The following is a 14,219-nucleotide window of genomic DNA, read 5'->3' on the forward strand; positions in this document are numbered from 1 at the left end:
CGGCGTCAGATAGATGGCTTTCGCGGGCAAGCCTTGCCCGCGAATGGAACGTTGCGATCTCAGTCCGCCAACGCCATCACCCTTCGATAAAACAACCACTCCTGCTCCAGCGCATGGGCCTGATTGCCGGCCTTGCGAAAGCCATGGCGTTCGTCAGCGTAGTAATGCGCTTCAACCAGAATGCCGTTGTCCTCTAGCGCCGTGACCATGTCGCGGGTCTGTTGCGGCACCACCACTGCGTCCAGTTCACCCTGAAAGAAAATCATCGGAACACTGATGTTGCCCGCGTGCAGCAACGGCGTTCGAGCGGCGTAGCGTTCGGCATCCTGCACCGGATCACCAATCAGCCAATCCAGATAATCGCCTTCGAACTTGTGAGTCGTCCGGCCCAGTGCCGCAGGATCACTGACGCCATACAGGCTGGCGCCGGCGCGAAAGACGTTGTGGAACGCCAATGCGCAAAGAGTGGTGTAACCACCGGCACTGCCACCGCGAATAAACGCCTTGTCGCCGTCGATCAGTCCGCGTTCGGCAAGATGAGCGACGACGGCGCAGGCGTCTTCCACATCCACTTCGCCCCAGCTCAAATGCAGCGCTTGCCGATAAGCCCGGCCATAGCCACTGCTGCCGCGGTAGTTGAGGTCGGCCACGGCGAAACCACGTTGCGCCCAGTACTGGATACGCGGATCGAGCATGGGGTAGCAGGCCGAAGTCGGGCCTCCGTGGATGAACACCACCAGAGGCGGTTTCACATCACCGGTCATTGCTGGGTAGAAGAAACCGTGCGCCTCGCCCGAACCGCTTGGGTAACGCAGGGTTTGCGGAACGCTGATCTGCTCGGCAGGCAACGGTGCAATACCGCCAGCCAGTGTTTTGACCTGCCGGGTCTGGCGGTCGATGGCAATGACTGACGATGAACTGACTGGCGAAGCGGCGATGCAGTAAATGAACTGCTCATCCAGTGCGAGAGACCGGAAGCGGCTGTAATCGCCCGTGAAATCTTCACCAGCGTCAGCACAAATACCCAGTCTGCCAAACCCGTCTTCGGTCCAGCTCGCCAGATAGCGGCCTTCGTTCAGCGGCAACCAGGTGCAGCCACCCAGCTGCCACGGCGCTGGTCCATGATCAGCGGCGGCACTCGGCAGCGGACTCAAACCGTCTGCCGATTCCACCCAAGGCTGCCAGTAGCCGCCCCGATCTGTCAGGCAAAACAGACGGCCGCGGGTATCGAACCTCGGTTGTTGCAGCGATTCCTCGGCGTCTCCGCCAGCCACGCAACGCGGTGGAGCAAAACTGCCATCGCTCTGGCGTTCTGCAATCATCAGACGAGTCGCGGTCCATGGCTGATCCGGGCGGCTCCACTCGATCCACGCCAGTCGTTGCGCGTCGGGACTTAATGTCGGCGCGGCATAGAAATCGGCGCCTTCGGCCAGCGGATGACGTACACCGTCAGCCACATCGATAGCCACCAGACGATGCCGGTCGCGGTTTTCTTCAACCGCCAAGACCTGCCCGTTAGCGAACTGCAGATCACCGTATCGGCATTCGCCTGAGCTCAGCAACTCAGGCGTCTCGCCGGCCAGTGACTGCCGATACAGCTGTTGGTCCGCCTCGTTGACGAACACGATCCCGTCATCGGTCAGACAGAACGCTCCACCGCCATATTCGTACACCCGACTGCGCACGCTAAAGCCCACAGGCGTCAGGCAGTGCGCCTGGCCGTCACGCCAATGCCAGATTCGGCAGGCGGCGTCCTCGGGGCGGTATTCGTTCCAGAACAAGCCATTTTGGCTGACTTGCAACTCGGCGAAGTCGATGCCGGCCGCAACAGCCTTGGCAGCGCTGAAGGGTTCAGCTTTTAGCGATGAGTCGTGAATTTCGTTCATTGCGAAAGGCCAATTGTTCGATGGTATGGGTCGCGTGCTCGGCTTCTTCGCGGGCCTTGAGGATCACGCCGTGATGTTCCGATTTGCTGCACACCGGGTCGGCGTTGCTCGCGTCACCCGTGAGCATGAACGCCTGGCAGCGACAGCCGCCGAAGTCTTTTTCTTTCTCGTCACAGGAGCGACACGGCTCGGGCATCCAGTCGTAACCGCGAAAGCGGTTGAAGCCGAACGAGTCGTACCAGATGTGCTGCATGCTGTGGTCGCGCACGTTGGGAAACTGTACCGGCATCTGTCGGGCACCGTGACAGGGCAGAGCAGTTCCGTCCGGCGTGACCGTCAGAAAAATACTGCCCCAGCCATTCATGCAGGCTTTCGGGCGTTCTTCGTAATAGTCAGGGGTGACGAAAATCAGCTTGCACGGATGCCCTTCGGCTTCGAGTTTGGCGCGGTATTCATTGGTGATGCGTTCAGCGCGAACCAGTTGTTCCTTGGTCGGCAACAGACCGACCCGGTTGAGCTGCGCCCAACCGTAGAACTGGCACGTGGCGAGTTCCACAAAGTCCGCCTCAAGGGCGATGCACAGCTCGATGATCCGGTCGATCTTGTCGATGTTGTGCCGATGGGTCACGAAGTTCAGCACCATCGGATAACCGTGGGCTTTCACCGCGCGAGCCATTTCCAGCTTCTGGGCGAAGGCCTTTTTTGAGCCGGCCAGCAAGTTGTTCACTTGCTCGTCGCTGGCCTGAAAGCTGATCTGAATGTGGTCCAGGCCGGCCTTCTTGAAGTCGCTGATTTTCTGCTCGGTCAGGCCGATGCCGGAGGTGATCAGGTTGGTGTAGAAACCCAGCTTGCGCGCCTCGGCAATCAGCTCGGCGAGGTCCTGGCGCACCAGCGGTTCACCGCCGGAGAAGCCCAGCTGCGCCGCGCCCATCTCCCGCGCTTCGCGGAACACTTTGATCCACTGCTCGGTACTCAACTCTTTGCCTTGCTCGGCGAAGTCCAGCGGATTGGAGCAGTAGGGGCATTGCAGCGGGCAGCGATAGGTCAGCTCGGCCAGCAGCCACAGCGGCAGGCCGATTTCCGGTTTGGGCGGTAACGTGTCTGACGCGGAATCAGGCAAGTTCGATCCAGTGCTGAGCACGGGCGACCTCCATGAATTGCTCGATGTCGTCACCGAGCTCGGGCACGCCGGGAAACTGCGCGTCCAGTTCGGCGATGATCGCCGCGACGTCACGCTCGCCGTCGATCAAACCGCCGATCAACGCGGCGCTTTCGTTGAGTTTGATCATGCCTTCCGGGTAGAGCAGCACATGACCTTTCTGCGCCGGTTCGTACTGGAAGCGGTAGCCGGGACGCCAGGTCGGGGTCTTGCTGCGATCAAAACTCATAAGGTGATTCCTTTATGCCAGACCCGTTGCTCGGTCACGCTGTGATACGGCGGGCGTTTCAGTTCGTAGGCCATGCTCATGGCGTCGAGCATGCTCCAAAGAATGTCCAGTTTGAACTGGAGAATTTCCAGCATGCGCTCCTGGCCGGCCCGCGTCGTGTAGTGCTGCAATGTGATCGCCAAGCCGTGTTCCACGTCGCGACGTGCCTGACCCAGGCGGGTGCGGAAATACTCGTAACCAGCCGGGTCGATCCACGGGTAATGCTGCGGCCAGCTGTCCAGGCGCGATTGGTGGATCTGCGGCGCAAACAGTTCGGTCAGCGAGCTGCTGGCGGCTTCCTGCCAACTGGCACGGCGGGCGAAGTTGACGTAGGCATCGACGGCAAATCGCACGCCGGGCAGTACCAATTCCTGCGAACGTAGCTGATCCGGGTCGAGGCCGACGGCCTGGCCCAGACGCAACCAAGCTTCGATGCCACCGTCTTCGCCGGGGGCGCCGTCATGGTCGAGCAGGCGCTGAATCCACTCACGACGGATCTCGCGGTCGGGGCAGTTGGCGAGGATCGCGGCGTCCTTGAGCGGGATGTTCACCTGATAATAGAAACGGTTGGCCACCCAGCCCTGGATCTGCTCGCGCGTTGCCCGGCCTTCATACATCGCCATGTGGTACGGGTGATAGATGTGGTAATAGGCGCCCTTGGCGCGCAGGGCCGCTTCGAACTCGGCGGGGGACATTGCTGTGTCAGTCATTTCGGTTCTCCGGGAACTGTGGGAGCAAATCCCTACAGCACAATACTCATGCCGTCGTAAGCCACTTCAACATTGCGCCGAGCCAGTTCTGCTCGCTCCGGCGAATCCTCATCGAGAATCGGGTTGGTGTTGTTGATGTGGATAAGCACTTTGCGCTGTTTGGGTAGCTGCTCCAGCACTTCCAGCATGCCGCCGGGGCCGTTCTGTGCCAGGTGACCCATTTCCCGGCCGGTGCGGGTGCCGACGCCACGGCGCTGCATTTCGTCGTCATCCCACATCGTGCCGTCCACCAGCAGGCAATCGCTGCCGGCCATGATCTCCAGCAGCGGTGCGTCAACCTTGCCCAGGCCCGGGGCGTAGAACAGTTTGCCGCCGGTGTTGAGGTCTTCAACGATCAGGCCGATGTTGTCGCCGGGGTGCGGGTCGAAGCGGTGCGGCGAGTACGGCGGTGCGGCGCTGCGCAGCGGCAGCGGGGTGAAGCGCAGACTCGGGCAGGCCGGAATGGTGAAGCTGCGGTCGAGCTCGATCTGGTTCCAGGTCAGCCCGCCGTTCCAGTGGGTCAGCATGGTGAACAGTGGGAAACCGGTGCTCAGGTCTTCGTGGACCATGTCGGTGCACCAGACATGGTGCGGGCAACCTTCGCGCAGGCTGAGCAGGCCGGTGGTGTGGTCGATCTGGCTGTCCATCAGGATGATCGCGTTGATGCCGGTATCGCGCAGGGCGCGGCCCGGTTGCATGGGGGCGAAGCTCTGGAGTTGGGCGCGGATGTCCGGCGATGCGTTGCACAACACCCAGTCCACGCCGTTATCGGAAATCGCGATGGACGACTGGGTCCGCGCCTTGGCGTTCAGGCTGCCATCGCGAAAACCGGCGCAGTTCACGCAGTTGCAGTTCCACTGGGGGAAACCACCGCCGGCGGCGGAACCTAGAATCTGGACAAACATGGCCGCTCCGTCATTCGAAAACTGAAAATAAAAACGCCTCGGCGAGCCGAGGCGTTGCACTGCGCTACAAAAAGATTAGCGGCTTGCGAAGTACATGGTGACTTCAAAGCCGATACGCAGGTCGGTGTAAGCAGGTTTGGACCAGGACATAGAAGCGCTCCTTCAGGTGATGGGACAGTTGAGATCTATACATATAGTCCACCTCCAGCCGGAGATGTTCAGATAGTTAGGTGGCTATGTTACTCAAAATTACACGGCGATTGGCCTGGAATCTTTGAGAAAGCTAATTGCAGCACCGGTAATGATCACTTTGCCGCTTGCCAAGGCGAGCCAGGGCACGGTCCGCTGGCCAGACAGCGCCAACCGCCTTCGGCCTGATTCAGTCGTTGTACTGCGGCCAGTAACGTTTCGCGGTCGATCATCAGAATCGTCTGAGGTAGAAGCTCCAGATAATCCGACCAGCGGCCGGCCAGTTTGCCCTGCCAGAGCAGTTCGGCAGCCTGCGCAGTGGGCAGTGCCGCGCTATCGAATTGATCGGCCAGTGCTTGGCGCTGGTCGATGAAAGTCTCGTCATTGATGTCTTCGATCATCCCGGCCAATCCGCTCAGGAAATGTTCGATGTGTTCCAGCAGATCCAGAGGGGCAACGCTGGGTGATTGCACGCCAAACAACAATCCGGTCTGCCCATGAATCTGCCGCAGGGCGCTGAACACCGCATAACCGAGCTGCAGTTCTACCCGCAGGCGTTGGTAAAACGGCGTCTGGCAGACGTGAGCCAGCAAGCGCCAGGCGGCTTCGTTAGCGATGTTTGCGGTTGCCGTCGGGCAGAAGAGCAACAACGCGTGTTCGCTGGACCCGGTGTCGACAGCGCTCCAGAGATGCTGCGCGTTTATCAGCGAGGGCGGCGTGAGTTGATTGTCCGCAGTACCGGGCACACGACTCAAGGCAAGGCCCATCGCCGCTTGTGTCTGGGCGGACAGGCCGGTCGCCAGACCATCCCAGCGTGCGCTCGACCAAAGTCGAGCCAAGTCGTCCGAGTCAGCGGTGCGCTCAAGGCAATGATCGGGCAGCGCTTTAAGCAACTGTCGAATCGGCATCAATGCAGCGCTCGGCGGCTCTTCTTGCGAGAAACCGGCATCAGGTGTTGTCAGTTCTTTCAGCGCATGTTCGAGGACGGTCGGCATCGGCTCCTGTAGCCCGGTCATTTTCAGCAGCCATTCATTGCCCGATGCGCTGAAGGAAAAATCGACACCTGCCTGACAAGCGTCTTCACGCAACGGCTGAAGGCGGTTTTCCAGGTTCGCCTGAAGGTTGCTGCGAGGTGCCGAGTCCAGACGCCAGCGCAGGTAAACGGCACCTTCGGCACTGTTATCCGGCAACGCCTGACTGAACTGCATGGGTGACCGTTCACGACGACCGCGTGAGCGATCCTGGGCAAAGGTCCGCAAGCCTCGGTGTTTGCTGGTCTGGCCGCGGATCAGTCCGGCACTCGGGGCCGGAGCCTCGGCGCGTAAAAACGGATTAGGTGTAGGCAGTTGCCATTGGGTGGTGAAGTTATCCACAGCGCCGATTTGTTCCAGGACTTCCTTGAGGGCTGCAAGGCCCGATTCGGATAACTCTGTTTCACGCTGTTCGCTGTCCAGTCGAGCCAGTTGCAGGGCGCCGCTGACTTGCTGTTGGCGTTGGAGCAGGGCGGCGTACTCTTCGCGCAAACCGGTCCAGGGTTGCTGTGAGGCAAAGAATCCAAGCCAATCCAGTAGCTGCTCGCGGATCCCGTTGGGCGCCGCGTCGGCAGGCAACGTGAACTCGATGTGCAACAAAGCCTGGCCGGCGAATTGATACAGTGGCGCAGCTTTCAGGCTGTCAGCCAGCCCGCGCTCGCGCAATTGCGCCAGCAGACCGCCAGGTTTCGCGGCGTTCAGCCAATGACACAGGAATGCCAGCGCCTCGGGCGATGAATCGGGCAACGCTTCGAAGGCAAACAGCAGATCCAGTCGACGCGCTCCAGCCTGTTGATAACTTTTGTCCGAAGAGTCCATCAGCGATGGAGGCGCTTGTTGCGGGACCTTTTCCCCTATGGGAATAGCAGCGCCAAAGCGCTGAGCCATCGCCCTCAACTCATCGAGACTCTGCGGCCCGGTCAGGCTCAAGGTCATTTGCCCGGTCTGATAAAAACGCTGATAGAAACTCTGCAAGGCTTGCTGAAACTCAGGTTGCGGCACCGGCAGGCTGTAGCGGTTGCCGGCATGAAACGCCCGCAGTGGATGCGCCGCTGAAAGGCCGTCGAACAGCGCGAATTGCTGCTGAGCGGTCGTATCTCGAGACCATGCAACAAATTCTGCGTGCAGCACTTCCCGTTCCCGCCGCTGATCGTCCGGATTCATACGCGGATGAGCGAGCATGTCCGACAGACGCTCCAGTCCCCCGGTAAACGACTGCGGCGGTAACTCGAAAAAGTAATCCGTGGTGCGTTCGCTGGTCCGCGCATTCACCTGACCGCCATGACTCTGGACGTAGGCCATCAATGCTTGGTCTGCGGGAAAGCGTTCTGTACCGAGAAACAGCAGGTGTTCAAGAAAGTGCGCCAGCCCGGGCCAGGCCAGCGACACGTCATGGCTGCCCGCCGCGACGCGCAACGCCGCAGCACTGCGCTTTAAATCGGGAGCATGACGCAGCGTCACCCGCAGGCCGTTGGCCAGGGTTTCAGTGTGAGGGCGAGGGTGATTCAGCGCAGGCATGAGCACTTCCAGAGCAGAGAAGCGCTAATGCTAGCGGATAACGAGGGCTCAGCGCTTGTTCAGCTCGCCATAAAGCTCGGGGCGGCGATCGAGGAAGTAGCGATTGGCGGCGCGGGAATTGACCATCAACTGACGATCCAGCTCGCCGACAATCAGTGCTTCATCGAGGCCCGCCTGGGCGATGCGATTGCCATCCGGTGCGGCGATGCTGCTCTGGCCGCAATACTGGATCTCGCCTTCGTTGCCGCAATAGTTGGCGTAAGCCACATAGCACTGGTTTTCGAAGGCCCGGGCGCGGACGGTGACGTCGGCAATGAAGTCGTAAGGAATCATATTCGCCGTCGGCACCAAAATCAGCTCGGCGCCGGCGAGGGCCAGGCGTCGGGCGTTTTCCGGGAACTCCAGGTCGTAGCAGATCAGGAAACCGAGCTTCCAGCCATTGAGTTCAACCAGCGGAAACTCATCCGGTCCGGCGCTGAACATCGAGTGATCGAGGTCGCCGAACAGGTGAGTCTTGCGGTAGTTGCACAGGCGTGCGCCATTGGCGTCGATCAACTGCACGGCGTTGTAGATCTGACCGTCTTCGGTGCGCTCGGGATAGCCATATAAAATGGCGATCCCGGCCGTCTTGGCGATGCGCGCGATCTGCTGCGCCGACTCACCGTTGTGCACTTCCGCCAGCACGCTGACGGCATCGAGGCCGATGTTGTAGCCGGTCAAAAACATCTCCGGCAGCACCAGCAAATCCGCGCCCTTGGCCTCCAGCGCCAATTGGTGCAGACGTTGTAGATTACCTGCGACATCCAGGGGCAGCGGTGGACATTGGTAAAGGGCTACGCGCATTTCGGATTCCTCTTACTCGGGCAAGGCGATCGGACCGATCTCGTTGAACACATCTCCTGGACCCGGGTTCTCGGCGTGAGTTTCACCGCCGAAGTGTTTCATGATGCCCCACACCGCATTGAGCGAGGTCTGCACCGCGCCTTCGACCCACGCAGGCGTCCACGAAACATCGTCGCCGGCGATGAAAATCCCGCGTTGCTCGGCGGGCATGTCAGCCTGCATGAAGTGCGCGTACATGCGCTGGTTGTAGCGGTAATGGCCGGGCAGGGCGCCTTTGAAAGCACCGAGGAAATGCGGGTCGGCTTCCCAGGACACGGTGATCGGATCGCCAATGATCCGCGCCGCGATGTCGACTTTCGGGTAGATCTTCTTCAACGCATCCAGCGCCAGTTTCACGCGTTTTTCCACAGGCTGCGGGAGCATTTTCAGCGCGTCGCTCATCCATGAGTACGACAGGCAAATCACGCCCGGCTTGTCGTCGCCGTTGTCGAACAGATAGGTGCCGCGGGTCAGGCGATCGGTGAGGGTCATGCTCATCAAGTCGCGGCCGGTTTCCGGATCCTTGTCTTTCCAGAATGGCCGATCGACCATCACGAAAGTTTTCGACGATTGCATGTAGCGGGTGCGGTCGAGGGCCATCCACATCTTTTGCGAGAACAGGGTTTCGTCGCATTCGATCTGGGTGGTCAGCAACCAGCTCTGGCAGGTGGTCAGCACCGCTGCGTATTCGCGGGTGTCGCCCCAGTTGTCGGTGACGGCAAAGCGTCCGTCTGCCGCGTGGGCAATTTTTTTCACGCCGGTACGCGGAGCGCCGTTGTGCAGGGAGCTGAGGCTGGTTCCTTCCGGCCAGTGCACGCAACGTTCCGGCACATGACGCCAGATCCCCAATGGCACTTGCTCCACGCCGCCGACCACCAAATGCTGGTGATCGTCGCAGTTGGTCATGACGACGCGGAAGATTTCCAGCATCGAGTTCGGGAAGTCCGAGTCCCAACCGCCGGTACCGAAACCGACCTGACCAAACACTTCGCGGTGATGGAACGAGAGTTTGGCGAAAGCTTTGGAAGTGGCAACGAAGTCGTAGAAGGTGCGGTCGTCCCACAGCGGAACGAGGGTGTTCCACAGCTCTTTGAGGCGCGGCACATCCCGGTCGCGGATCGCTTGCTGGATGTCAGAGAACTGCGAACCGGCCTCCAGCGCGTCGGCCCAGGCGTCGGCGACTTCCTGGAACAGTGCAGGAAGATCCGCCAGTTTCTGTGCGTAATGAGTCTGGCCTTCGAGGTCGATCACCGTGCTGCCCGAGGCAGGGGTCAGCGGGTTCGGGAAAGGTTTGGTTTCAAGGCCGAGCTTGTCGACGTAGTGATAAAACGCAGTGGACGACACCGGGAAGCGCATGCCGCCGAGTTCGGCGATGATGCCTTCAGCGCCGTTGAATGCCTGGGAGCGCAGACGGCCGCCCATTTTCGAGGCTTCGTAGACGACAGGTTTTAGGCCCAGTTTCATTAATTCGTACGCGGCCACCAGACCTGCGATACCCGCACCGACGATCGCGACCTCAGCGCCATGGTTGTCCGCAGGGATGCTGCCCAGACCGGCCGGGTGCTCGATCCAGTCGTCGAAGGCGAAGGGAAAGTCCGGGCCGAAAATGGTGACTGGTTTTTTACCGTCTGCAGGATGGCGATTGTTCTTGTTCATGGCTGACCTTGCTGGCGACCGGACGCGGAGTGCGCGTCTGAGTATAGGAAAAGATGGCAGCCATTCTAGAGAGCGTAGAACACGTTAATAAGACGCAATGTGTCGTCGTTTTGCTAGTTAATGCTGCAATTTGACGAGTGTGTTGATCAGATTGGATTAAACCGGTTGGCCGCGGTCAATCTTGCTGCTGAGAATGATCGAGGTCGTAGTCTTCTCAACACCATCCACACTGCCGATCTGATCCAGCAACTGATCCAGCTGCTCAGGTGAGTCTGTGCGCAACCACGCCACGTAATCAAATTCGCCACTGACCGCACACAACTGCTGCACCTGAGCCATCGCGCTGAGACGTCGCAACACTTCTTTTCCCGAGCGCGGCTGCACCGTAATCCCGACGTACGCCTGCAAGCCACCATCCACGACACGTTGGCCCAGACGCACGCCGTAACCGGTGATTACCCTGGCCTTTTCAAGTCGAGCCAATCGCGAAGTCACGGTGGTGCGGGCGATGCCCAATTGTCGCGCGAGCATGGCCACGCTTTCGCGGGCATTGATCTGCAGGGCTGCAATCAATTGGCGATCGATTTCGTCAAGAACGGGCGGGCGAGTGTCAGGCAAGGGGCGTCTCCAGCGGCACAGATCAATGGGTTGGCATGTTACAGCACGGCTCGCGCAGCGGATGTTTGATCTGGCCTTCAGTACCGTTCAGGACATTTTTACCTGCGACAAATTGCCATAAGTAACTAGGTAGTACATTATTCCGCGCTTGTCACAAATGGGGAAAATTTCCGACATGAATAATTCTGGGGCTGCCGGCGGCGGCAAATGGTTGCTGTCGGGGCTGGGTGTCCTGATTGCGTTGATCGGGCTCGGCCTGGCCGGTGGCGGCGGCTATCTGGTCTCGCTCGGCGGTAGCTGGTATTTCCTGCTGATGGGCCTGGCGATGCTGGTGTCCGGGTTGATGATCGCCCGCCGTAAACCGCACGGTGCGTGGCTGTATGCCTTGGCGTTGATCCTCACCGCGATCTGGGCAGTGTGGGACACCGGTTTGGAATACTGGCCGTTGGTCTCGCGAGTGCTGACGTTTGCCGTGATCGGTCTGGTTGTCGCGCTGATCTATCCGACGCTGGTACGTGCTTCGGGCGCGACCGCGGGCCGTGGCGCTTACGGCCTGGCCGGTATTCTGGGCGTTGGTGTCGTCGTAACGCTGGCCTACATGTTTGTGCCGACCCATGTGGTCAAGGCCAGCAGCGAGCCTGCGGTGATACCGGTCGCGCCTGGCACCGAGCAGAAAGACTGGGCCCATTGGGGCAATACCACCGCTGGCAACCGCTTTGCCGCGCTGGACCAGATCAACAAAGGCAATATCGACAAGCTGCAAGTGGCCTGGACCTTCCGCACCGGCGACATCCCGCAAAGTACTGGCGCCGGTGCCGAGGACCAGAACACGCCGCTGCAAATCGGCGACACGGTCTACACCTGCACCGCCTACGGTAAAGTCTTCGCCCTCGATGCCGACACCGGCGCCCAGCGCTGGAAGTTCGACCCGCAAGGCACTGCGCCAAACTGGCAGCGTTGCCGGGGTCTGGGTTATACCGAAACCCCTGTGTCCTCGGACAACCAGCCAACGGCTTGTACGAAACGTCTGTTTCTGCCGACCGGCGATGCGCGTCTGATCGCGATCAATGCTGAAACCGGCAAACCCTGCGAGGAGTTTGGCAACAAAGGCACCGTCGATCTGACAACCGATATGGGCGAAGTAAAGCCCGGCTACTACCAACAAACCTCGACCCCATTGGTCGCAGGTGACGTGGTAATCGTCGGTGGTCGCGTGGCCGATAACTATTCCACCGGCGAACCGCCCGGTGTGGTCCGGGCCTACGATGTGCGCAGTGGTGAACTGGTCTGGGCGTGGGATCCGGGCAACCCGAACACCGCCAAACGTCCGCCAGCGGGTGAGACTTACACCCGTGGCACCCCCAACGTCTGGTCGGCCATGTCCTACGACGCAAAACTCGGTCTGGTTTACCTGCCAACCGGCAATGCCACCCCGGACTTCTTTGGCGGCCAACGTACGGAATTTGACGACAAGTGGAACTCGTCGATCGTCGCCATCGACGTGAAGACCGGTCAGGTGCGCTGGCATTTCCAGACCACTCACCATGATCTGTGGGACTTTGACCTGCCTGCGCAACCGCTGCTGTACGACTTCCCTGACGAGAAGGGCGCAATGCAGCCGGCCTTGGCGCAAGTCACCAAGCAGGGCGAGATCTTTCTGCTCAACCGTGAAACCGGTGTGCCGATCGCGCGCGTCGAAGAGCGCCCGGTGCCTCAGGGCAATGTGCCCGGCGAACGCTACTCGCCGACCCAGCCGTTCTCGGTGGACATGCCGTCAATCGGCAACAAGACACTGACCGAGTCCGACATGTGGGGCGCGACACCGTTCGACCAGTTGATGTGCCGCATCCAGTTCAAAGGCATGCGCCACGAAGGCGTCTACACACCACCGGGCATGGACCGCGCCTTGCAATTCCCGGGTTCATTGGGCGGTATGAACTGGGGCAGCGTCTCGGTTGATCCGAACACCAATTACATGTTCGTCAACGACATGCGCCTGGGCCTGGCCAACTACATGATCCCGCGCAACAAGATCGCCGCCGGGGCCAGTGGTATTGAAATGGGCGTCGTGCCACAGGAAGGCACGCCGTTCGGTGCGATGCGGGAACGCTTCCTTTCGGCGGCGGGCATTCCGTGCCAGAAACCACCGTTCGGCACGATGTCCGCCATCGACCTCAAGACCCACAAACTGATGTGGCAAGTCCCGGTCGGCACCGTGCAAGACACCGGCCCGCTGGGCATCCGCATGCACCTGCCGATCCCGATCGGCATGCCGACCCTCGGCGCTTCCCTGGCCACCCAGTCGGGCCTGCTGTTCTTCGCTGGCACTCAGGACTTCTACTTGCGCGCCTTCGATACGGGTAATGGTAATGAGATCTGGAAAGCTCGTTTGCCCGTCGGTAGTCAGTCCGGCCCGATGACTTACGTTTCTCCCAAGACCGGCAAGCAGTACATCCTGCTCACCGTTGGCGGTGCGCGTCAGTCGACGGACCGTGGGGATTACGTGATTGCGTACGCGTTACCCAAGTAAAGGCTGAATCGCAGGTACGAAAAAGCCGCGCAATTGCGCGGCTTTTTTAGTTGTGCGGATTAAGCGCTCAAAAGCTCTGCCACCCCCGTCCGACCCTGACCAGGTCGCCAGGATGGACATCAACAGTAACTCATAGTCGAATGCGCAACAGGGCTTTGACACGAGGCGATGGAAATGACGAGGAAGATGCCTTCCGCTGTGCGGGAACATGCATTGCAGATTGCCAATCACGAAATGGCGCACTACGTCATTGCCCGAGCCTTGGGATTTGAAACAGGCGGCGTGACCCTGACAGTGACCATGGACTTAAGGCATCAAGGCGGGGCGGCCATTAGCTTGGTGCGGTCAATTTCGTCAATGGAAGCCATAAAGGAACATCTGGAAGCTCGGATGATGGTCCTGTTTGCTGGCGCTATGGGGCAGACATTAGCTTCAAAGCCTTCGCCCGAGAAACGCGTTGATAAGTCGAAGGCGACAGCCATCCTCAAAGGAGAGTTTGGTGCGGAACAGGATTACGCAAAAATAAGGGAGCTGCGGCACTTGCTGCGCAATATCGCCTGCCCCGATACGGATCCCGCGTCGTCTGATCGCATAACGGCTGAGCTGAAAGAGATAACTGACCGCGTGTGGTTTCGGACTCAAGAAATCGTAGAGGCATTGGCCGATACGATTACCGGATTGGGAAGCGTGCTGGTCGACGGCATGGTCATGGTGGAGCAGTGGGGTAGGGCGGCGGATACGTATGAGGTCGTGTTGACGGGTGCAATGCTTGAGCGGCTGCGGCCCGTGCAGGCTATTCCGGCGTTAAGTGTTTGGGCGTAAGCATGT

General features: G+C 60.0%; 12 protein-coding genes. 2 read left to right on the top strand and 10 right to left on the bottom strand.

What is annotated here, in order from left to right; translation table 11 throughout:
• Positions 1-59: 59 nt before the first annotated feature.
• The 10 genes from ABH912_RS23150 to ABH912_RS23195 all read right to left on the bottom strand — a co-directional run bounded on the left by ABH912_RS23150 (position 60) and on the right by ABH912_RS23195 (position 10,861).
• The gene (locus ABH912_RS23150; protein ID WP_429511752.1) at positions 60-1,886 is read right to left on the bottom strand and encodes a prolyl oligopeptidase family serine peptidase; all 1,827 of its coding nucleotides are present in this window, start codon (positions 1,884-1,886) and stop codon (positions 60-62) included.
• A complete protein-coding gene (pqqE, locus tag ABH912_RS23155) occupies positions 1,852-3,006 on the bottom strand; it encodes a pyrroloquinoline quinone biosynthesis protein PqqE (RefSeq protein WP_197281730.1) in 1,155 nt (384 codons plus the stop codon). The genes ABH912_RS23150 and pqqE overlap by 35 nt, the downstream gene beginning before the upstream one ends.
• Entirely contained in the window at positions 2,999-3,274 is a 276-nt protein-coding gene (pqqD, locus tag ABH912_RS23160) for a pyrroloquinoline quinone biosynthesis peptide chaperone PqqD (protein ID WP_008024193.1), read from the bottom strand. The genes pqqE and pqqD overlap by 8 nt, the downstream gene beginning before the upstream one ends.
• A complete protein-coding gene (pqqC, locus tag ABH912_RS23165) occupies positions 3,271-4,023 on the bottom strand; it encodes a pyrroloquinoline-quinone synthase PqqC (protein ID WP_429511753.1) in 753 nt (250 codons plus the stop codon). Before pqqC ends, pqqD begins: the two co-directional genes overlap by 4 nt.
• A gap of 32 nt (positions 4,024-4,055) precedes the next feature.
• On the bottom strand, positions 4,056-4,967 hold the full coding sequence (pqqB, locus tag ABH912_RS23170) for a pyrroloquinoline quinone biosynthesis protein PqqB (RefSeq protein WP_429511754.1): 912 nt from the start codon (positions 4,965-4,967) through the stop codon (positions 4,056-4,058).
• A gap of 75 nt (positions 4,968-5,042) precedes the next feature.
• Entirely contained in the window at positions 5,043-5,117 is a 75-nt protein-coding gene (gene pqqA / locus ABH912_RS23175) for a pyrroloquinoline quinone precursor peptide PqqA (protein WP_009045898.1), read from the bottom strand.
• Positions 5,118-5,272: 155 nt separating this feature from the next.
• Entirely contained in the window at positions 5,273-7,705 is a 2,433-nt protein-coding gene (pqqF, locus tag ABH912_RS23180) for a pyrroloquinoline quinone biosynthesis protein PqqF (RefSeq protein WP_429511755.1), read from the bottom strand.
• 48 nt (positions 7,706-7,753) lie between these two features.
• On the bottom strand, positions 7,754-8,548 hold the full coding sequence (locus ABH912_RS23185; protein ID WP_033056230.1) for a carbon-nitrogen hydrolase family protein: 795 nt from the start codon (positions 8,546-8,548) through the stop codon (positions 7,754-7,756).
• 12 nt (positions 8,549-8,560) lie between these two features.
• The gene (locus ABH912_RS23190; protein WP_429511756.1) at positions 8,561-10,243 is read right to left on the bottom strand and encodes a flavin monoamine oxidase family protein; all 1,683 of its coding nucleotides are present in this window, start codon (positions 10,241-10,243) and stop codon (positions 8,561-8,563) included.
• A 156-nt stretch (positions 10,244-10,399) separates the two neighbouring features.
• The gene (locus ABH912_RS23195) at positions 10,400-10,861 is read right to left on the bottom strand and encodes an Lrp/AsnC family transcriptional regulator (RefSeq protein ID WP_008067391.1); all 462 of its coding nucleotides are present in this window, start codon (positions 10,859-10,861) and stop codon (positions 10,400-10,402) included.
• A gap of 175 nt (positions 10,862-11,036) precedes the next feature.
• On the opposite strand from ABH912_RS23195, the gene ABH912_RS23200 reads away from it, so the two are divergent.
• Positions 11,037-13,391 carry a glucose/quinate/shikimate family membrane-bound PQQ-dependent dehydrogenase gene (locus ABH912_RS23200; protein ID WP_429511757.1) on the top strand — a complete coding sequence of 785 codons (2,355 nt, stop codon included), beginning with the start codon at positions 11,037-11,039 and terminating at the stop codon, positions 13,389-13,391.
• Positions 13,392-13,565: 174 nt separating this feature from the next.
• A complete protein-coding gene (locus ABH912_RS23205; RefSeq protein ID WP_429511758.1) occupies positions 13,566-14,213 on the top strand; it encodes a peptidase M41 in 648 nt (215 codons plus the stop codon).
• The last annotated feature ends 6 nt before the right edge of the window (positions 14,214-14,219 follow it).

This window comes from Pseudomonas sp. BT76 TE3572 (assembly GCF_050435365.1).
GTDB classification, from domain to species: domain Bacteria; phylum Pseudomonadota; class Gammaproteobacteria; order Pseudomonadales; family Pseudomonadaceae; genus Aquipseudomonas; species Aquipseudomonas fluorescens_W.

Coding starts and splice junctions, on each gene's coding strand:
- ABH912_RS23150 (WP_429511752.1), bottom strand. CDS start 1,886: ATGAACGAAATTCACGACTCATCGCTAAAAGCTGAACCCTTCAGCGCT.
- pqqD (WP_008024193.1), bottom strand. CDS start 3,274: ATGAGTTTTGATCGCAGCAAGACCCCGACCTGGCGTCCCGGCTACCGC.
- pqqC (WP_429511753.1), bottom strand. CDS start 4,023: ATGACTGACACAGCAATGTCCCCCGCCGAGTTCGAAGCGGCCCTGCGC.
- pqqB (WP_429511754.1), bottom strand. CDS start 4,967: ATGTTTGTCCAGATTCTAGGTTCCGCCGCCGGCGGTGGTTTCCCCCAG.
- pqqF (WP_429511755.1), bottom strand. CDS start 7,705: ATGCCTGCGCTGAATCACCCTCGCCCTCACACTGAAACCCTGGCCAAC.
- ABH912_RS23185 (WP_033056230.1), bottom strand. CDS start 8,548: ATGCGCGTAGCCCTTTACCAATGTCCACCGCTGCCCCTGGATGTCGCA.
- ABH912_RS23190 (WP_429511756.1), bottom strand. CDS start 10,243: ATGAACAAGAACAATCGCCATCCTGCAGACGGTAAAAAACCAGTCACC.
- ABH912_RS23200 (WP_429511757.1), top strand. CDS start 11,037: ATGAATAATTCTGGGGCTGCCGGCGGCGGCAAATGGTTGCTGTCGGGG.
- ABH912_RS23205 (WP_429511758.1), top strand. CDS start 13,566: ATGACGAGGAAGATGCCTTCCGCTGTGCGGGAACATGCATTGCAGATT.